This window comes from Cellulomonas sp. Root137 (assembly GCF_001426725.1).
Taxonomy (GTDB): domain Bacteria; phylum Actinomycetota; class Actinomycetes; order Actinomycetales; family Cellulomonadaceae; genus Cellulomonas.
The window spans coordinates 522,651-542,294 of sequence record NZ_LMFG01000002.1; the positions used below are offsets into that span (position 1 = coordinate 522,651).

Annotated in this window: 16 protein-coding genes; 13 read left to right on the forward strand and 3 right to left on the reverse strand. The window is 73.5% G+C overall.

The window, feature by feature from the left end:
- The first annotated feature begins 16 nt into the window (after positions 1–16).
- The 7 genes from rpmI to ASD18_RS14930 all read left to right on the forward strand — a co-directional run bounded on the left by rpmI (position 17) and on the right by ASD18_RS14930 (position 11,244).
- Positions 17–211, forward strand: a complete 195-nt coding sequence (gene rpmI, locus ASD18_RS14900) for a 50S ribosomal protein L35 (RefSeq protein WP_056093494.1) — start codon at positions 17–19, stop codon at positions 209–211.
- A gap of 63 nt (positions 212–274) precedes the next feature.
- Entirely contained in the window at positions 275–658 is a 384-nt protein-coding gene (gene rplT, locus ASD18_RS14905) for a 50S ribosomal protein L20 (RefSeq protein WP_056093498.1), read from the forward strand.
- A gap of 132 nt (positions 659–790) precedes the next feature.
- Positions 791–1,615: an RNA methyltransferase gene (locus ASD18_RS14910; protein ID WP_235522409.1), complete on the forward strand. Its 825-nt coding sequence runs from the start codon at positions 791–793 to the stop codon at positions 1,613–1,615.
- Positions 1,612–2,253 carry an RNA 2',3'-cyclic phosphodiesterase gene (thpR, locus tag ASD18_RS14915; RefSeq protein ID WP_056093501.1) on the forward strand — a complete coding sequence of 214 codons (642 nt, stop codon included), beginning with the start codon at positions 1,612–1,614 and terminating at the stop codon, positions 2,251–2,253. Before ASD18_RS14910 ends, thpR begins: the two co-directional genes overlap by 4 nt.
- A 243-nt stretch (positions 2,254–2,496) precedes the next feature.
- Complete coding sequence (gene pheS / locus ASD18_RS14920; protein WP_056093504.1) at positions 2,497–3,540, forward strand: phenylalanine--tRNA ligase subunit alpha; 1,044 nt, start codon at positions 2,497–2,499, stop codon at positions 3,538–3,540.
- Positions 3,540–6,098: a phenylalanine--tRNA ligase subunit beta gene (gene pheT, locus ASD18_RS14925; RefSeq protein WP_056093506.1), complete on the forward strand. Its 2,559-nt coding sequence runs from the start codon at positions 3,540–3,542 to the stop codon at positions 6,096–6,098. The genes pheS and pheT overlap by 1 nt, the downstream gene beginning before the upstream one ends.
- Positions 6,099–6,282: 184 nt before the next feature.
- Complete coding sequence (locus tag ASD18_RS14930; protein ID WP_056093510.1) at positions 6,283–11,244, forward strand: ExeM/NucH family extracellular endonuclease; 4,962 nt, start codon at positions 6,283–6,285, stop codon at positions 11,242–11,244.
- 109 nt (positions 11,245–11,353) lie between these two features.
- On the opposite strand, the gene ASD18_RS14935 is transcribed toward ASD18_RS14930, so the two are convergent.
- The 3 genes from ASD18_RS14935 to ASD18_RS14945 are packed head-to-tail and all read right to left on the reverse strand — an operon-like array spanning position 11,354 to position 13,574.
- Entirely contained in the window at positions 11,354–11,860 is a 507-nt protein-coding gene (locus ASD18_RS14935) for a GNAT family N-acetyltransferase (protein ID WP_162251753.1), read from the reverse strand.
- Entirely contained in the window at positions 11,848–12,594 is a 747-nt protein-coding gene (locus tag ASD18_RS14940; protein WP_082574080.1) for a DsbA family oxidoreductase, read from the reverse strand. The genes ASD18_RS14935 and ASD18_RS14940 overlap by 13 nt, the downstream gene beginning before the upstream one ends.
- Complete coding sequence (locus ASD18_RS14945) at positions 12,591–13,574, reverse strand: quinone oxidoreductase (RefSeq protein ID WP_056093513.1); 984 nt, start codon at positions 13,572–13,574, stop codon at positions 12,591–12,593. Before ASD18_RS14945 ends, ASD18_RS14940 begins: the two co-directional genes overlap by 4 nt.
- A gap of 83 nt (positions 13,575–13,657) precedes the next feature.
- Between ASD18_RS14945 and argC the strand changes: the two genes are divergently transcribed.
- Genes argC through ASD18_RS14975 form a run of 6 tightly spaced genes read left to right on the forward strand, consistent with a single transcriptional unit; the run spans position 13,658 to position 19,637 of the window.
- Positions 13,658–14,722: an N-acetyl-gamma-glutamyl-phosphate reductase gene (gene argC, locus ASD18_RS14950; RefSeq protein ID WP_200938619.1), complete on the forward strand. Its 1,065-nt coding sequence runs from the start codon at positions 13,658–13,660 to the stop codon at positions 14,720–14,722.
- A complete protein-coding gene (gene argJ / locus ASD18_RS14955; RefSeq protein ID WP_082574082.1) occupies positions 14,719–15,924 on the forward strand; it encodes a bifunctional glutamate N-acetyltransferase/amino-acid acetyltransferase ArgJ in 1,206 nt (401 codons plus the stop codon). The genes argC and argJ overlap by 4 nt, the downstream gene beginning before the upstream one ends.
- Entirely contained in the window at positions 15,921–16,895 is a 975-nt protein-coding gene (argB, locus tag ASD18_RS14960; RefSeq protein WP_056093519.1) for an acetylglutamate kinase, read from the forward strand. Before argJ ends, argB begins: the two co-directional genes overlap by 4 nt.
- On the forward strand, positions 16,892–18,181 hold the full coding sequence (locus ASD18_RS14965) for an acetylornithine transaminase (protein ID WP_056093523.1): 1,290 nt from the start codon (positions 16,892–16,894) through the stop codon (positions 18,179–18,181). Before argB ends, ASD18_RS14965 begins: the two co-directional genes overlap by 4 nt.
- Positions 18,178–19,110, forward strand: a complete 933-nt coding sequence (gene argF / locus ASD18_RS14970) for an ornithine carbamoyltransferase (protein WP_056093526.1) — start codon at positions 18,178–18,180, stop codon at positions 19,108–19,110. The genes ASD18_RS14965 and argF overlap by 4 nt, the downstream gene beginning before the upstream one ends.
- On the forward strand, positions 19,107–19,637 hold the full coding sequence (locus tag ASD18_RS14975; RefSeq protein WP_056093530.1) for an arginine repressor: 531 nt from the start codon (positions 19,107–19,109) through the stop codon (positions 19,635–19,637). Before argF ends, ASD18_RS14975 begins: the two co-directional genes overlap by 4 nt.
- Positions 19,638–19,644: the final 7 nt, after the last annotated feature.

Genomic DNA, 19,644 nt, shown 5'->3' on the forward strand with positions numbered 1-19,644 from the left:
AGGAGACACGGCAGCCATGCCGAAGAACAAGACGCACTCCGGTGCCAAGAAGCGCTTCCGGGTCACCGGGACCGGCAAGGTCATGCGCGAGCAGGCCGGCGGCCGCCACCTGCTCGAGCACAAGTCGAGCCGTCGCACCCGCCGCCTCGCCGGCGACCTCGTCGTCTCCCCTGCCGACGCCCCCCGTATCAAGAAGCTGCTCGGTAAGTGACCTTGGGGGCGCTGCTGCGCCCCGGTCACTCGGCCCGAGCCTGAGACAAGCAAGGAGCATCACGTGGCACGCGTGAAGCGGGCGGTCAACGCCCAGAAGAAGCGCCGTACGACCCTGGAGCGCGCTGCGGGTTACCGCGGCCAGCGCTCGCGCCTGTACCGCAAGGCGAAGGAGCAGGTCACCCACTCCCTCGTCTACGCGTACCGCGACCGCAAGGTGCGCAAGCAGGACTTCCGCAAGCTGTGGATCCAGCGCATCAACGCGGCCTCCCGCGAGCAGGGTCTCACCTACAACCGCCTCATCCAGGGCCTCAAGCTGGCCGGCATCGAGGTGGACCGCCGCGTGCTGGCCGACCTCGCCGTGAACGACGCCGCGACGTTCGCGACGCTCGTCAACGCCGCGAAGGCCGCCCTGCCCGAGGACGTCAACGCGCCGAAGGCTGCGTGACCCTCGTCCGCCGCTGAGCCGACCGCCCGATCGCCCCGCCGCCGCGGGGCCGGGCGGCGGCTCGGAGCACCCGGAGCCCCCGGAACCGTCACGGTTCACGGGGGCTTCGTCGTGCCCGGGCATGATGTCCCCGTGACCGACGAGATCCTGACCAACCCCCGTGCCGAGCGCGTCAAGGCGGTGCGAGCGCTGGCGGGACGCTCCGTGCGCCAGCGCGCCGGGCGGTTCGTGGTGGAGGGTCCGCAGGCGGTGCGCGAGGCGGTGCTCGTTGCCGACGTGCACGACGTCTACGTGACCGAGGCGTCGGCGCAGCGGTACGAGGAGATCGTGGCCGGCGCGCAGAGCCGGGGGATCCGGGTGCACGTCGGGACGGCCGAGGTGCTCGACGCCATGAGCGCCGACGGGCAGCAGGTCGTCGCGGTCGCGTCGCTGCTCGAGCACACCCTCGAGTCGGTGCTGGCGGGTGCTCCGCGCCTGGTTGCGGTGCTCGCGCACGTCCGCGACCCGGGCAACGCCGGCACGGTGATCCGTGCGGCCGACGCCGCCGGCGCGGATGCCGCGGTGCTCACCGCGGAGAGCGTCGACGTGCACAACCCCAAGGTCGTCCGGTCGACGGCCGGCTCGCTGTTCCACCTGCCGGTGGTGACCGGCACGGACCTGGCCGTGACGGTCGCGGACCTGCGCGCCGCCGGGCTGCTGGTGCTCGCTGCGGACGGGGCGGGCACCTTCGACCTCGACGACCTGCTCGACGTCGCGGGCTCCGCGGAGGACGGCGTCCCGGACCTGTCGCGCCCGACGGCGTGGGTGTTCGGCAACGAGGCCTGGGGTCTGCGCGACGAGGACCGGGCGCTCGCCGACGCCGTCGTGCGGGTGCCGATCCGGGGCCGTGCCGAGTCGCTCAACCTCGCGACCGCGGCGACCGTCTGCCTGTACGCGAGCTCGCGGGCGCAGCGATGAGGATGTTCGCCGCGGTGTGGCCGCCCGAGGTCGTGCTCGACCACCTGGACCTGGCCCTCGCCTCGGTGCGGGGTGCGCCGTCGGGCCTCTCGTCGGCGGTGCGCTGGTCCGCCCGCGAGACGTGGCACCTGACCGTCGCGTTCTACGGCGAGCTGCCGGACGGGGCACTGCCCGGGCTCGTGGCGGACCTCGCGCAGGTCGCCGCCGGCGTCGAGCCGTACGAGCTCGGGCTGCGAGGCGCCGGCGTCTTCTCGCACCGCACCCTCTGGGTGGGGGTGGCGGGCGACCTGGACTCGCAGCGGGCCGTGACCCGCGGCTGCGTCGAGGCGGGGGAGTCGGCCGGGGGTCTGCTGGACGTCCGGCCACGCGACCGCCCGCACCTGACGATCGGCCGTGTCCGCCCGGGGAGCCGGCCAACCCGCCGGCGCTCGTCGCGACCGGACCGGCCCGGCGCGCGGCCCGACGCTCAGGCGATGGACGACGAGGACGTCGCAGCGGCGCTCGTGCGCGCGCTCGCCGTGTACGAGGGGCCGCGCTGGCTCGTCGACGAGCTGCACCTCATGTCGTCGCGTCCGGGAGCCGGGCGCGGTGGGGGACCGCTGTACGAGCGCGTCGAGACGTTTCCGCTCGGACGATAGGCGGGGTCGTGGCAGGATGGCCGCCATGACAGCGCGTGCGCAGGCGGCTGGTGGTCGCCGATTTCCCGGGCCCGTACCCGGGCCGCGCCGCTGACGCGCATCTGAGCAGGTCGTCCGTCGCTGGACCGGCCGCACTCACCCGGATCGGGCGCCTCTAGACTTGTCCGCTGGCCGGGCCCCTGCGCCCAGAGCCACGGCCGTGCGCTCGCGCCGGCTGCCCAGAACCTGCACTGGAAGGTCAGGATGTCCCACGACACCGCCCTGTCCCCGCTCGACGCCTCGGGCATCGAGTCCGCCGTCGAGGACGCGCTCAAGGCCCTCGCGGCCGCGACCGACCTCGACGCCCTGAAGACCGCCCGCCTCGAGCACGTGGGCGAGCGCAGCCCGATCGCGCTCGCCAACCGTGCCATCGGCGGCCTCGCGCCCGCCGACAAGGCGACCGCGGGCAAGCTGCTCGGCCAGGCCAAGGGCCGTCTGGCGCGCGCGCTCGCCGAGCGTCAGACGCAGCTCGAGGCCGAGCGCGACGAGCGTGTCCTGGTCGAGGAGTCCGTCGACGTGACGCTGCCCACCGACCGGCACCCGCGCGGCGCCCGGCACCCGCTGGAGACGCTGTCGGAGCGCGTCGCGGACATCTTCGTCTCGATGGGCTGGGAGATTGCCGAGGGCCCCGAGCTCGAGGCGGAGTGGTTCAACTTCGACGCGCTGAACTTCGGCGTCGACCACCCGGCGCGGCAGATGCAGGACACGTTCTTCGTCGACAGCCCTGGGCTCGTGCTGCGCACGCACACGTCGCCGGTGCAGGCGCGCACGCTGCTCGAGCGCGACCTCCCGGTGTACATCGCGTGCCCGGGCAAGGTGTTCCGCACGGACGAGCTGGACGCCACGCACACGCCCGTGTTCCACCAGGTTGAGGGCCTCGCGGTGGACAAGGGTCTGACCATGGCGCACCTCAAGGGGACGCTGGACCACTTCGCGCAGGCGATCTTCGGGCCGGAGGCCCGCACGCGCCTGCGGCCGTCGTTCTTCCCCTTCACCGAGCCCAGCGCGGAGATGGACCTCTGGTTCCCGCAGAAGAAGGGCGGCGCCGGCTGGATCGAGTGGGGCGGCTGCGGCATGGTCAACCCGAACGTGCTTCGCGCCTGCGGGGTCGACCCCGAGGTCTACTCGGGCTTCGCGTTCGGCATGGGCATCGAGCGCACCCTGATGCTGCGCCACGGCATCGCCGACATGCACGACATGGTGGAGGGCGACATCCGCTTCTCCGCGCAGTTCGGGACGGAGATCTGATGCCGCGCATCCCCCTGACGTGGCTCGCCGAGCACGTCGAGCTCCCCGCAGACCTGTCCGCCGAGCAGCTGGCGGCGGACCTCGTCCGCGTCGGGCTCGAGGAGGAGGCCATCCACCCCGCCGCCGTGACCGGTCCGCTGGTCGTCGGCCAGGTGGTGGAGCTGGCGCCGGAGCCGCAGAAGAACGGCAAGACCATCAACTGGTGCCGGGTGGACGTCGGCCCGGACCACAACGAGCCCGGCGGCGCACCCCGCGGCATCGTCTGCGGCGCGCACAACTTCGCCGTCGGCGACCGGGTGGTCGTCGCGCTGCCGGGAGCCGTGCTGCCCGGGCCGTTCGCCATCGCGTCGCGCAAGACGTACGGGCACGTGTCCGACGGCATGATCTGCTCGGCACGCGAGCTCGGCCTCGGGGACGACCACGCCGGGATCATCGTGCTCTCCACCCTCGGGCTGGACGCGCCGGTGGGCACCGACGCGCGCGAGCTCCTGGGCCTGGGCGACGAGGTCCTCGAGATCAACGTGACGCCCGACCGTGGCTACTGCTTCTCGATGCGTGGCGTCGCCCGCGAGTACGGCCTGTCCACGGGGGCGGCGTTCACCGACCGCGGGCTGCCGACGGGCGACGAGCGTCCGGCCGGTGGCGGCTTCGCCGTGGAGATCGACGACGCGGCGCCGATCGACGGCGTCCCGGGTGCGGACCGGTTCGTCGCGCAGATCGTCCGTGGCGTGCGCGCCGACGAGCCGTCGCCGTCGTGGATGCAGCGACGGCTGCAGCAGGCGGGCATGCGGCCGATCAGCCTGGCCGTCGACGTGACCAACTACGTGATGCTCGACCTGGGTCAGCCGCTGCACGCCTACGACCTGGCGCACTTGGCGGAGCCGATCGTCGTCCGGCGCGCGATGCCCGGCGAGAAGATCCGGACCCTCGACGACGTCGAGCGCACGCTCGACCCCGAGGACCTGCTCATCACGGACAGCCCGGACGGTGCGCGCGGCTCGCGCCCCATCGGCCTCGCGGCGGTCATGGGTGGCGGGGACTCCGAGGTGAGCAGCGGGACCACCGACCTGCTCATCGAGGCCGCGCACTTCGAGCCGATCACGGTCGCGCGGACCGCCCGGCGGCACAAGCTGCCCAGCGAGGCGGCCAAGCGGTTCGAGCGCGGCGTCGACCCCGAGCTGCCGCCGGTCGCGGTCGCGCGGGCGGTCGCGCTGCTGGTGGAGCACGGTGGGGGCGTCGCCGGCGAGCTGACGGACGTCGACCGGCGGGTGCCGGTGCCGCCGTTCGACCTCGCGCTGGACCTGCCCGCCCGGCTCGTGGGCGTGCCGTACACGGCCGACGAGGTGCGCGAGACGCTGGTCTCGATCGGGTGCGACGTCTCCGACGCCGCTCCGGGCACCGTGCGCGTGCAGGCACCGACCTGGCGGCCCGACCTCCTCGTGGGTGTCGACCTGGTCGAGGAGGTCGCCCGCCTGCGTGGGTACGACGCGATCCCGTCGATCGTCCCCCCGGCGCCCCCGGGCGCGGGCCTGACGTCGGGTCAGCGGACCCGCCGGTCGGTCGCCCGGGCGCTGGCCGACTCCGGGCTGGTGGAGGTGCTCAGCTACCCGTTCGTGGGCACCGAGCAGCTCGATGCGCTCCGTCTGCCCGCCGACGACGACCGCCGCCGCGCGGTCCGGCTGGTCAACCCGCTGTCCGACGAGCAGCCGTTCCTGCGGACGAACCTCCTGGTCACCCTGCTCGACACCGCCCGGCGCAACGTCAGCCGTGGCGCGAGCGACGTGGCGATCTTCGAGCTCGGTCTGGTCACCCGCCCGGTCGCGGACGCGCCCGCTGCGCCGCAGCTGCCCGGGGGAGTGCGCCCGTCGGACGAGCAGCTGGCGGCGATCGACGCGGCCGTGCCGCCGCAGCCGCGCCGGGTCGCCGGGGTCCTCGCGGGCCAGCGCGAGCCCGCCGGCTGGTGGGGGCCTGGTCGTCGGGCCGACCACACGGACGCCATCGCGGCCGCCCGTGTGGTGGCGGAGGTGGTCGGGGTGGAGCTGCACGCGCAGGCCGACGCCGACCACGCGCCGTGGCACCCGGGCCGCTGCGCGCGGCTCACCACGGCCGACGGCACGCTCGTCGGGCACGCGGGCGAGCTGCACCCGACCGTCGTGTCGGGCCACGGGCTGCCGGCCCGCGCGGTCGCGTTCGAGCTGGACCTCGACGTGCTGCTCGCGGCGGCCTCGCCCGACCCGGTGACGGCGGTGCCCGTCTCGACGTTCCCCGTGGCCAAGGAGGACATCGCCCTCGTCGTCGACGCGTCCGTGCCCGCCGCCGACGTGCTGGACGCGGTGCGCGTCGGTGCCGCGTCGAGCGCGGCAGGGGACGTGGTCGAGGAGGTCCGGCTGTTCGACGTGTACACCGGGTCCCAGGTGGGCGAGGACCGCCGGTCGCTCGCGTTCTCGCTGCGGCTGCGGGCCGACGACCGGACGCTCACCGCCCAGGAGGCGGCGGACGTCCGCGAGGCCGTCGTCGCCGAGGCGCACCGGAGGTTCGGCGCGACGCTGCGCGCCTGAGCACCGACGACGAGACCCCCGCCGACCCCACGGTCGACGGGGGTCTCGTCGTCCGGCAAGTCGTCGGATGAGTTCACCCAATAGTTACCGGGGAGTAGTTGCCACGATTCGGGCGAACAGCGAAGGTTGTCCAGGCCGTCACGAGCGGCCGCTTTTGCGTTCCCCCGACGAAAGTGAGCCCGACGTGCGCCGTGCGACGAAGTCGATCAGCGGGGGCATCGCCGCCCTCGCTCTGGCGGTGACGGGGGCGGTGGTCACAGCCGGTGCCGCCCACGCCGGTGTGGGCACCAGCCCACGCATCCTGATCAACGAGGTGTACGGCGGCGGTGGGAACAGCGGCGCCACCTACACGAACGACTTCATCGAGCTGGTCAACCCGACGAGCGCACCGGTCGACCTGACCGGCTGGTCGGTCCAGTACGCCTCGGCGGCGGGTGCGTTCGGCGCGACCCTGACCACGCCCCTCACCGGCGTCATCCAGCCCGGCGCCGCGTTCGTGGTGGTCGAGGCGGCCGGCACCGGCGGCACGACCCCCGTCCCCGGCAACGTCACCGGCACGATCGCGATGAGCGGCACCGCCGGCAAGGTCGCCCTGGTCAACACGACCGCGGCGCTGACCTGCGCGGCGGCCGCGTGCCCCGCGAGCGACCCGGTGGTCGACTTCGTCGGGTACGGCGCGACCGCCAACGCGTTCGCCGGCAGCGGCCCCGCCCTCGGCGCCTCCAACAGCCAGTCGGTCACGCGCGACGGGCTGCTCACGAACACCGCGAACAACGCGGGCGACTTCGCCGCGGCGACCCCGACGCCGGGCGTCGCGGGCACCCCCGGCCCGGTCACCCCGGTCGCGGCCACCATCGCCGAGGTCCAGGGAACGGGCGCGACGTCGCCGCTCGCCGGCCGGACCGTCATCACGGACGGCGTCGTCACCGCGGCCTACCCCACGGGCGGACTGAACGGCTACGTCCTCCAGACCCCCGGCTCGGGCGGCACGACCGACGCGACGCCGGGTGCGTCCGACGCGGTCTTCGTCTTCTCGTCGGCCACCGCCGGCGCGGTCGCGATCGGTGACCACGTCCAGGTCACCGGCGTCGTCTCGGAGTTCAACGGTCTGACGGAGATCACGGTCTCCGCGGCCGCGGACCTCGTGCCGCTGCCGGCCGCCGCTGCGGCGACGCCCGTGTCGGGCACGTGGCCGACCACCGACGCCGCACGCGAGGCGCTCGAGTCGATGCTGTTCCAGCCGACCGGCGACCTGACCATCACCAACACGTTCTCCACCAACCAGTACGGCGAGGTCGGCCTCGCGGCCGGCACCCTGCCGCTCCTGCAGCCCACCGAGGTGGGCCGTCCCGGCTCGCCCGCGGCGCTGGCGGCCGTCGCGGACAACGCGGCCCGCGGGGTCGTGCTCGACGACGGGTCCTCCACCAACTTCCTCTCGGCCGCCAACTCCGGCCTCACCCCGCCGTACGTCTCGCTGACCAACCCGGTCCGCGTCGGCGCCGCGGCGACCCTCACGGCCCCGGTCGTCGTCGACTTCCGCAACAACGTGTGGAAGCTCAACCCCACGTCCCCCGGACCGGCCGCCGTGACGTTCGAGAACGACCGGACCACGGCTCCGACCGCGGTCGGCGGTGACCTCAAGGTCGCGTCGTTCAACGTGCTCAACTACTTCACCACCCTCGGCGCCACGACGGCGGGCTGCACGTCCTACAACGACCGCACCGGTGACCCGGTCACGGTCAACACCGGTTGCGACCCGCGCGGTGCCTGGGACCCCGCCGACCTGCAGCGCCAGCAGGACAAGATCGTCGCGGCGATCAACGCGCTCGACGCCGACGTCGTCGGCCTGCTCGAGATCGAGAACTCGGCCCGCGTCGACGGGGTGCCCGACGAGGCGCTCGGCACGCTGGTCACCGCGCTCAACGCGGCCGCCGGCTCCACGGTCTGGGCCTTCGTCCCCTCGTCGACCGAGCTGCCGCCGGCCGCCGGCCAGGACGTCATCACCAACGCCCTCATCTACAAGCCCGCCGCCGTCGAGCGGACCGGCGAGTCCCGCGCGCTGGGCGACCAGAGTGGGGACGACCAGGCGTTCGGCAACGCCCGCGAGCCCATCGGCCAGGTGTTCACGCCGGTCGGCGGGGGCGCACCGTTCTTCGTCGCCGTGAACCACTTCAAGTCCAAGGGTTCCGCGGGACCGTGGCAGGACGACGCCGACACCGGCGACGGTCAGGGCGCCTCGAACGGGTCGCGGAAGCGGCAGGCCGCCGCGCTGCGCGACTGGGTCCCGACGGTCCAGGGCGACGCCCAGGCGGTCGCGCTGGTCGGTGACTTCAACGCGTACACGCTCGAGGACCCGCTGCAGACGTTGTACGACGCCGGGTACACCGACGCCGCCACGGCGCTCGCCGACGGCCAGTTCTCCTACTCGTTCAGCGGCCTGTCCGGCTCGCTCGACCACGTGCTGCTCAACGAGGCCGCCATGGCGCGCGCCACGGGCGCGGACATCTGGGAGATCAACGCCGAGGAGTCCATCGCGCTCGAGTACGACCGGTACAACTACCACGGCACGCTCTACTACGCCCCGGACGTCTACCGGTCCTCCGACCACGACCCGGTGGTCGTCGGGCTGGTCAACGGCGCAGCGAAGCCGGTGAACCTGACCCTCCTCGACATCAACGACTTCCACGGTCGCATCGACGCCAACACGGTGAAGTTCGCCGGCACGGTGGAGAAGGAGAAGGCCGCGGCGATCGCGGCCGGCGGCGCGGTCGCGTTCGTCTCGGCCGGCGACAACATCAGCGCATCGCTGTTCGCCTCGGCGGTCCAGCAGGACCAGCCGACGATCGACGTGCTGAACGCCCTCGAGCTGAACGCGTCGGCCGTGGGCAACCACGAGTTCGACAAGGGGTTCCAGGACCTCACGGACCGCGTGATCGCCGGCGGCACCAACGCGACGTGGGACTACCTCGGGGCGAACGTCTACCTCAAGGGGACGACGACGCCGGCGCTGCCGGAGTACGCGATCCTCGACATGGACGGCGTCTCGGTCGGTGTCATCGGCGCCGTCACCGAGGAGACCCCCTCGCTGGTCACGCCCGGCGGCATCACCGAGCTCGAGTTCGGCGACCCGGTCGACGCCGTGAACCGCGTCGCCGCGCAGCTCAGCGACGGGGACCCGTCCAACGGCGAGGCCGAGGTGCTGGTCGCCAGCTTCCACGAGGGCGCCCACGAGGGTGTGCCGAACGGCACCCTCGAGGAGGAGCTCGCGGAGGGCGGTGCGTTCAAGGAGATCGTCGAGGAGACGTCCGCGGCCGTCGACGCGATCTTCACGGGCCACACCCACCAGCAGTACGCGTGGGAGGCACCGGTCCCCGGCGAGGCCGGAAAGACGCGGCCGATCCTGCAGACGGGGAGCTACGGCGAGTTCATCGGCAAGGTCGTGCTCACGTTCGACCCCGCCGGCGGTGAGGTCGTCGCGCACACCCAGCAGAACGTCCCGCGTCTGGTCGCGCCGGTCATCCCCGGCAACACCCCGGCGCAGAACGAGGCCGCGTTCGCGGCGCAGCTCGTCGCGACGTACCCGCGCGTCGCGCAGGTCAACACCATCGTCCAGGCGGCGCTGGCCTACGCGAACGTGGTCGGCTCGGTCCCGGTCGGCTCGGTCACGGCCGACATCACGACCGCGTTCACCGGCGGCACGTACGGCCCGACCGGCTACACGGCCGCCTCCACGGCGCGTGACGACCGGGCGAGCGAGTCCACGCTGGGAGACCTCGTGGCCAACGCGCTGCGGGACACCCTCGCTCCGGAGAACCTGGGTGGCGCCGAGATCGGCGTCGTGAACCCCGGCGGCCTGCGGGCCGAGCTGTTCTACGCCCCGGACGGCGTCATCACGACGGCCGAGGCCAACGGTGTGCTGCCGTTCGTGAACAACCTCTGGACCACGTCGCTCACGGGCGCGCAGTTCACGACGATGCTCGAGCAGCAGTGGCAGACCCTTCCCGACGGAACGGTCCCGAGCCGGTCCTACCTGCAGCTGGGCCTGTCGGACAACGTGACCTACACGTTCGACGCCACGGCGGCGGCGGGGTCGCGCATCACGTCCATCACGGTGGACGGCCAGCCCATCGACCCGGCGGCGAGCTACCGGATCGGCACGTTCTCGTTCCTCACCACCGGTGGCGACAACTTCCGGGTGTTCACCGAGGGCACGGACGCGCGCGACTCGGGCCTCATCGACCGGGACGGCTGGATCAGCTACCTGCAGGAGCACCCGGGGCTCGCGCCCGACTTCGCTCGCCAGGCGGTCGGGGTCCCGACGGTGCCGTCCACGGTCACGGCCGGTGACACGTTCACCTTCCCGGTGACCAAGCTGGACCTGACGAGCCTCGGCTCGCCGCTGAACACCAGCCTGGACGTCCGGCTCGACGGCACGTCCATCGGGACAGCCCCGGTCAGCGGCGGCAACGCCACCGTGTCCGTGACCATCCCGGCGGGCACCGCAGCCGGCGCCCACACGCTCACCCTCGTCGCGAGCCCGAGCCTCACCACCGTGACGCTCCCGCTCACCGTCGAGGCGGGTATCCCGTCGTCGGCCACCACGCTCACGGCGGCGCCGTCGAGCCAGGTGTTCGGCTCGTCGTCGCGGGTGACGCTCACCGCGACGGTCACGGCGGACGTGCCGGTGACCGGGTCGGTCGAGTTCGTCTCCGGCACCACCGTGCTCGGCACGGCGCCGCTGACCAGCAGCGGCGTCGCCACCCTGCGGCTGCCGTCGACCACGCCCGCCGGCAGCTACGCCGTCGTCGCGCGGTTCGCCGGCGACGCCACGGTGACCGGCTCGGAGTCGGCACCCGTCACGGTGGTGGTCAACAAGGTGACCACCACGACGGGCCTGACGGTCACGCGGGGCTTCCTGTTCATCCCGTCGGTCGCGATCGCCACGGTCGCCACCGACAACGGGAAGGTGCCGTCGGGCACGATCGAGATCCGCGAGGGCACCACGGTGGTCAAGCGGCTCACCGTGGTCCTGGGCATCGCGATCGGGACCGTCCCGTCCGGTCGGCACACGTACACGGCGACGTTCGTCCCGAGCGACACCGCGAACGTGAGCCCGAGCACGAGCGCACCGGTCATCACCCGCTGACCGCGCACGACCGAGGCCCGCGTCCCGTCACGGACGCGGGCCTCGGCCGTGCTCAGAGGTAGTCGTGGTGCGCGTGCGCGATCGCCCCGGCCACGGAGTGCGTCGACGGTCAGCCCACGTCGCGGGACAGCAGCGCGACGACCACCGAGCCTCGCTTCGTCGCCTGCTCACCGACCCGGCGGAACCCGAGGCGAGCGTGGAACGCCAGCGACTCCGGGTTCGGCGGTTCGAGGTTGACCTCGCAGGTCACCACGCCGAGCCCGAGCTCGCGGGCGCGCGCGTCGACGGCGGCGTACAGGGCGCGCCCGACGCCGCGGCCGTGCGCCGCAGGGTGCACGACGATCCGGTCGACGTAGAGCGAACCGGGGACGTGGGTGGAGAACCATCGGTAGTTCTCGCTGGCGTAGGCGGAGCCGGGGGCCACCGCGAGCACGAAGCCGAGCACGTCCCCGTCCCCGTCCTCGTCCTGCGCGACGACCGCCAGGTCGCAGTCGGGCAGGTGCCCGGTCAGCCCGTCGATGCCGAGCGCGTTGACCGCCGGCACCGCGTCGTCGTTGAGCCGCGCCAGCCCGGGCACGTCGGCCGGGGTGATCGCCCGGAGGGTCAGATCGCGCACGAGTCGTCGACGCACGCTGCGGCGTCGGGGTCCGCGGTGGCCAGGGTCTGCAGCGGGTTGGCCTCGCGCCACCCGGCCTCGAGCAGCTGCGTGAACACGTCCGCGGGCTGCGCGCCGGAGACGGCGATACGGCGGTCGACGACGAAGAACGGCACACCGGTCACGCCGAGCGCGCGCGCCTCGTCCTCGTCGGCGCGCACCGCGTCGGCACCCTCGTCGCCGGCGAGCGCCGCCCTGACGACCTCCTCGTCGATGCCGGTGCCGCTGACGATGCGGACGAGCGTCTCGTCGTCGCCCAGGTCGGCGCCGTGCTCGAAGTGCGCCGAGAACAGGGCCTCGAGCGTCCGCTCGGCGAGCTCGGCGCCCCCGGTCGTCCGCGCGAGGTGCACCAGGCGGTGCGCGTCGAAGGTGTTCGCGGCCAACGACCGGTCGAAGTCGTACGCGAGTCCCTCGCCGGCCGCCACCGCGGTGACCTGCGCGAACATCCGCTTCACCTGGTCGTGCGGGATGCCCTTGAGCCTGGCCAGCATGTCGATCTCCGGCCTCCCCGGGCCCACCGGGGTGGTCGGGGACAGCTCGTACGACCGCCACGTGACGTCGACGTGGTCGCGGTGCGGGAAGTCGGCGAGGGCGGTCGCGAACCGGCGCTTGCCGATGTAGCACCACGGGCACGCGATGTCGGACCAGACCTCGACGTGGAGAGTGCGAACCGCATTCAGGGTGGGGATGCTCACGGGAGCAGCAGGACCTTTCCGGTGGTGGAGCGCGACTCGAGCGCGCGGTGGGCGTCGGCCGCGTCGGCCAGGGGGAACGTCGCACCGATCCGCACGTCGAGCGCGCCGGCGCGGACCGCGTCGAACAGCTCGTCGGCGCGCCAGATGAGCTCGTCACGCGTCGCGACGTGGTCGTCGAGCGTGGGGCGTGTGAGGAACACCGAGCCGGCCGCGTTGAGGCGCTGCGGGTCGACGGGCGGGACGGGACCCGACGAGGCGCCGAACAGGACGAGGGTCCCGCGGCGGCGCAGGGAGGCCAGGGACGCGTCGAAGGTGTCCTTGCCGACGGAGTCGAACACCGCGTGCACGCCGGCGCCCCCCGTGAGCGCCCGCACCTCCGCGGGCAGGTCGCGGGTCAGGTCGTCGAGCTCGCGGTAGCGGATGACGTCCGCGGCGCCGGCCTCGCGCGCCAGGCGCTCCTTGTCCGCACTGCCGACGGTCGCGATCACCCGGGCACCGCGCTGCGACGCCAGCTGCGTGACCAGCAGTCCCACCCCACCGGCGGCGGCGTGCACCAGCACGTCGTGGCCGGTCTGCACGGGGAACGTCGAGGTCACCAGGTAGTGAGCCGTGAGGCCCTGCAGGGGGAGGGCGGCGGCGACCCGGTCGGGCACCCCCTCCGGGACGAGCAGCGCCTTGGACGCCCGCACGGTCACCAGCTCGGCGTACGAGCCGGGTGCCGACGACCAGGCGACCCGGTCGCCGACCGCGATCTCGCTGACGTCGTCGCCGGTCGCGACCACCTCGCCCGCACCCTCCGAGCCCACGACGTGCGGGTACGTCATCCGGTACACGCCCGCGCGGCGGTACGTGTCGATGAAGTTGACGCCCGCGGCCGCGACCCGGACGAGGACCTCGTCGGCGGCCGGTTCCGGGTCGGGGAGGTCGACGAGGGCGAGGACGTCGGGACCGCCCGCAGCGGTCGCGTGGATGGCGCGCACGGTTGCGGCAACGCGGGGACGCGCGACGATCTTCCCGGGAAGGGCGTTCGTATCTTCGTACATCCTTGTGTATGTTCATACATATGACGTTCACGGTTGCGGTCGCAGGTGCCAGCGGGTACGCCGGCGGCGAGATGCTCCGCGTGCTCCTGGCGCACCCCGAGGCACGGATCGGCACGCTCACCGCGCACTCCAACGCCGGCACGCCCCTCGGCGCCCACCATCCGCACCTGCGCTCGCTGGCCGACCGGGTGCTCGAGCCCACCGGGGTCGACACGCTCGCGGGACACGACGTCGTCGTCCTCGCGCTGCCGCACGGGGCGAGCGGCGCGATCGCCGCGGAGCTCGAGGCGCGCGGCGACGGCGCGCTCGTCGTGGACCTCGGCGCCGACCACCGCCTCGTCGACGCCGCCGACTGGGAGCAGTTCTACGGCAGCGCCCACGCAGGGACGTGGCCGTACGGGCTGCCCGAGCTGCTGCACCCGGGGGAGCGGACCGCCGCCGGGCAGCGGTCCGTGCTCGCTGCCGCCCGCCGGATCGCCGTCCCCGGCTGCAACGTCACCGCCGTCTCGCTCGGCCTCCAGCCCGGTGTGGCCGCGGGCCTGATCGAGCCGACCGACCTCGTCGCGGTGCTCGCCAACGGCTACTCGGGCGCGGGCAAGTCCCTGAAGACCCACCTCCTCGCCAGTGAGGCGCTCGGCGCCGCCCAGCCGTACGCCGTCGGTGGCACCCACCGGCACATCCCGGAGATCGCCCAGAACCTGCGCTCCGCGGGAGCGGCGGACGTGACGATCTCGTTCACGCCGACGCTCGTGCCGATGGCCCGCGGCATCCTGGCGACCGCGACGGCCCGGCTGGTCGAGGGCGTCGACCCCGCCACCGTGCGGGCAGCGTGGGAGGAGACCTACGCCGGCGAGCCGTTCGTGCACCTGCTCCCCGAGGGGCAGTGGCCGACGACGGCTGCGACGCTGGGTGCCAACACCGCGCTCGTGCAGGTCGCGGTCGACGAGCGCGCGGGCCGCGTGGTCACCGTGACCGCCATCGACAACCTGGTCAAGGGCACCGCCGGCGGCGCCCTGCAGTCGCTCAACCTGGCGCTCGGACTCCCCGAGACGCTCGGCCTTCCCCTGGACGGAGTTGCCCCGTGAGCATCGAGACGCTCGCCCTGCCCTCGCCCGGCGTCACCGCGGCGGCCGGCTTCCGCGCCTCCGGTGTCACGGCTGGCCTCAAGGCCTCCGGCACGCCCGACCTCGCACTCGTCGTGAACGACGGCCCGTCGCAGGCCGCCGCCGCCGTGTTCACCACCAACCGGGTGGTCGGGGCGCCCGTGGTGTGGTCGCGCCAGGCGGTCTCCGACGGTGTCGTGAGCGCGGTCGTGCTCAACTCCGGCGGCGCCAACGTCTGCACGGGACCCGAGGGCTTCCAGGACACCCACGCGACCGCCGAGAAGGTCGGCGCCGCCCTGGAGATCTCCCCGGGCGACGTCGTCGTCTGCTCGACCGGCCTGATCGGCGAGCGGCTCCCCATCGACACCCTCCTCGCGGGTGTGGACGTCGCGGTGGAGGCGCTGTCCTCCGACGGGGGCCCGGACGCCGCCGTCGCGATCATGACGACCGACTCCGTCCCCAAGACCGCCCACCTGCACGTCGACGGTGACCGGGGAGCGTGGACCGTCGGGGGCATGGCCAAGGGCGCGGGCATGCTGGCACCCGGGCTGGCCACCATGCTCTGCGTGATCACGACCGACGCCGTCGTCGACGCCGAGACCGCCGCGGCCGCCCTGCGCACCGCCACGTCCGAGACGTTCGAGCGCGTCGACTCGGACGGCTGCATGTCCACCTCGGACACGGTCACCCTGCTCGTCTCCGGTGCCAGCCGCGCGGTCCCGGACCCGGCGGGCTTCACGGCCGCGCTCACCCAGGTCTGCGGCGAGCTCGCCCGCGCGCTGGTCGCCGACGCCGAGGGTGCCACGCACGACATCGCGGTGACCGTGATGGGCGCCGAGACGCAGGACGCGGCGCTCGCGGTCGCCCGGGCCGTGACCCGGTCCAACCTGTTCAAGGCCGCCATGTTCGGCAACGACCCCAACTGGGGCCGCGTGCTGGCGCAGGTCGGCACGGTGCCCGAGAGCGTGGCCGCGTTCGACCCCGCGCAGCTGGACGTCACGATCAACGGCGTCCAGGTGTGCAAGGCCGGCGGCGCCTTCCGGCCACGCTCCGAGGTGGACCTGGCCGCGCACCGGGAGGTGCACGTGCTGATCGACCTGCACGCGGGCGGCGAGGTGGTCACCGTGTGGACCAACGACCTCACGCACGACTACGTCCACGAGAACAGCGCGTACTCCACATGAGCGACTTCACGTTCAACACCCGCACGGACCTGCGCGCCGACCAGAAGGCGGAGGTCCTCATCGAGGCGCTGCCCTGGCTGCAGAAGTTCGCGGGCGCGCTCGTCGTCGTGAAGTACGGCGGCAACGCGATGATCGACGAGGACCTCAAGCGCGCGTTCGCCGAGGACATGGTGTTCCTGCGCCAGGTCGGCCTCAAGCCGGTGGTCGTGCACGGCGGGGGACCGCAGATCAACGCGATGCTCGACCGGCTGGGCATCGAGTCGGAGTTCCGCGGCGGTCTTCGTGTGACCACCCCCGAGGCGATGGACGTCGTCCGCATGGTGCTCACGGGCCAGGTGTCGCGCGAGCTCGTGGGCCTGCTCAACGCGCACGGCCCGCACGCCGTGGGGCTGTCGGGCGAGGACGGCGGGCTGTTCCAGGCGCGCCGCCGGACCGCGATCGTCGACGGCGTGAGCGTGGACATCGGCCAGGTGGGCGACGTGGTCAAGGTCAACCCCAGCGCGGTCCTGGACCTCCTGGACGCCGGCCGGATCCCGGTCGTGTCGACCGTGGCCCCGGACCTCGACGACCCCACCCAGGTGCTCAACGTCAACGCCGACACCGCGGCCGCGGCGCTCGCGGTGGCTCTCGGCGCGCGCAAGCTCATCGTGCTCACCGACGTCGAGGGCCTCTACACCAGCTGGCCCGACAAGACGTCGCTGGTGCGGCGGATCAGCGCCAGCTCGCTCGCGGAGCTGCTGCCCGGGCTGGACGCCGGCATGCGCCCGAAGATGGAGGCCTGCTGGCGGGCGGTCGAGGGCGGCGTCGGCCGCGCCCACGTCATCGACGGTCGCTCGGCCCACTCGATCCTGGTGGAGGTGTTCACCTCCGACGGCATCGGCACCATGGTCCTGCCCGACGAGGAGCCCGCCGACGCCCCGTTCACCGCGCCCATCCCCGTGGTGCCCCACGACCCCGAGGTGACCGCATGACCGTCGAGAACACGAGCGTCCGGGCCCGGCACCGGTCCGCAGAGAGCCCGGACGCGTCCCTGCCCGTGGCCGCCACGGACGGTTCCGTCGCCCAGTGGACCGACCGCTACACGCACGCCCTCATGGACACCTTCGGCGCACCGCAGCGGGTGCTTGTCCGCGGCGAGGGCGCGTACGTGTGGGACGCCGACGGCAACCGCTACCTCGACCTGCTCGGCGGGATCGCCGTGAACTCGCTCGGCCACGCGCACCCCACGCTGACCGCAGCGATCAGTGCGCAGCTGGGCACCCTCGGTCACGTCTCCAACTTCTTCGGCAGTCCCACGCAGATCGCGTTCGCGGAGCGGCTGCTGGGTCTGGCCGGTGCGCCCGCGGGCTCTCGGGTGTTCCTCACCAACTCCGGCACGGAGGCCAACGAGGCCGCGTTCAAGCTCGCCCGCCGCAACGGTGGCGCGGACCGGCCGCGCGTCCTCGCGCTCGAGGGGTCGTTCCACGGCCGGTCGATGGGCGCCCTGGCGCTCACCCACAAGGCCGCGTACCGCGAGCCGTTCGAGCCGTTGCCCGGCGGCGTCGAGTTCGTGCCGTTCGCGGACACCGCCGCGCTGGACGCCGCCTTCGCGGTCGACGGCGACAAGGTGGCCGCGCTCTTCCTCGAGCCGCTCCAGGGCGAGGCCGGCGTCCGGCCGCTGCCCTCGGGGTACCTGGCGCACGCGCGCCGGCTCACCGCGGAGCACGGCGCTCTGCTGATCCTCGACGAGGTGCAGACCGGCATGGGCCGGACCGGTGCCTGGTTCGCCCACCAGCTCCCGCACATCGGGGGCGGGATCGTTCCCGACGTCGTGACGGTGGCCAAGGGTCTCGGCGGCGGCTTCCCCGTGGGCGCCCTCATCGCGTACGGCGAGCGGACCGCGACGCTGCTCGGTCGCGGGCAGCACGGCACGACCTTCGGCGGCAACCCGGTGGCGTCGGTCGCCGGGCTGGCGACGATCGCGGTGATCGAGCGCGACGGTCTGCTCGCGCACGTCGCCGCGCTCGGCGCCACGTTCCGCGAGCAGCTCGCGGGCGCGGGGCTGGTCAGCGAGGTGCGGGGCGAGGGGTTCCTGATCGGGATCGAGCTCGTCGCGCCGGTCGCCGCCGCGGTGGCCGCCCGTGCGCTGGACGCCGGGTTCATCGTCAACCCGTGCACCCCGACGACCGTCCGGCTCGCGCCACCCTTTCTCCTCACCGTGGAGCAGGCGGGCACGTTCGTCGACTTCCTGGCCAGCCTCCCGGAGGACCTGTCATGACCCGGCACTTCCTCCGCGATGACGATCTGTCCCCCCGCGACCAGCGCGCCGTCCTCGAGCTCGCCCTCGCCTTCCGGGACGACCGGTTCATCCGCACGCCACTGACCGGTCCGCGGGCGGTCGCCGTCATCTTCGACAAGCCCACCCTGCGCACCCAGGTCTCGTTCACCGCCGGCATCGCCGAGCTCGGCGGCTTCCCGCTGGCTGTCGACGGGAAGCTCGCGCGGATCGGCGAGCGCGAGTCGATCGCGGACACCGCGCGGGTGCTCGGCCGGCAGGTCGCGGCGATCGTGTGGCGCACGTTCTCCCAGGACCGGCTCGAGCAGATGGCGGAGTTCTCGGGCGTCCCCGTGGTGAACGCGCTGACCGACAGCTTCCACCCGTGCCAGATCCTGGCGGACCTCGCGACGATCGCGCAGCACCGCGGCGGCGTCGGGGGACTGGCCGGTCGCACGCTGGCCTACGTCGGCGACGGCGCCAACAACATGTCGCACTCGTACCTGCTCGGCGGCACCACGGCGGGGCTGCACGTGCGGATCGGCACCCCCGAGGGCTACCTCCCGGACGCGTCGATCCTCGCGGACGCCACGGCCATCGCCGCCGACACGGGCGGGTCGGTGTCGGTCGTGCACTCGCTCGCGGAGGCTGTGACCGGCGCGGACGTCGTCGCCACCGACACGTGGGTGTCGATGGGCCAGGAGTCCGAGGCCGCCGACCGGGAGACGCCGTTCGTCCCGTTCCGCGTGGACTCGGCCGCGATGGCGCTCGCCGCCCCCGACGCGCTCGTCCTGCACTGCCTGCCCGCCTACCGCGGCAAGGAGATCACCGCCGAGGTGCTCGACGGCCCGCAGTCGGTGGTCTGGGACGAGGCCGAGAACCGCCTGCACGCCCAGAAGGCGCTCCTGTCCTGGCTGGTGGAGGGCACATGAGCGTCACCGTCCCGCACACCAAGGCCGCGCGGCACGCGCTGGTCACCTCGCTGCTCACCCGCGGCACGGTGCACTCGCAGCAGCAGCTGGCCGAGCTGCTCACCGCCGAGGGCGTCACCGTCACGCAGGCGACGCTCTCGCGCGACCTCGTCGAGCTGCGCGCGGTGAAGATCCGCACGCCGTCCGGTGCGCTCGCCTACGCGGTGCCCGCCGAGGGCGGTCTGCGCGCGCCGGCGGCCGGCCCCGACGAGGAGATGCTCGCCGCACGGCTGGCACGGCTCTGCGCGGAGCTGCTCGTCACCGCGGAGGCGTCCGGGAACCTCGTCGTCCTGCGCACCCCGCCCGGCGCGGCCCAGTTCCTCGCGTCGGCCATCGACCACTCGATCCTGCCGGCGGCGCTCGGCACGATCGCGGGCGACGACACCGTCCTGGTGATCGCCCGCGAGGGGGAGACCGGCGCCGCGCTGGCCGCCCGCTTCCTCGCGCTGGCCACCGACACGCCCTCGCGCACCCGTCCGTCAGACTGACCCCAGA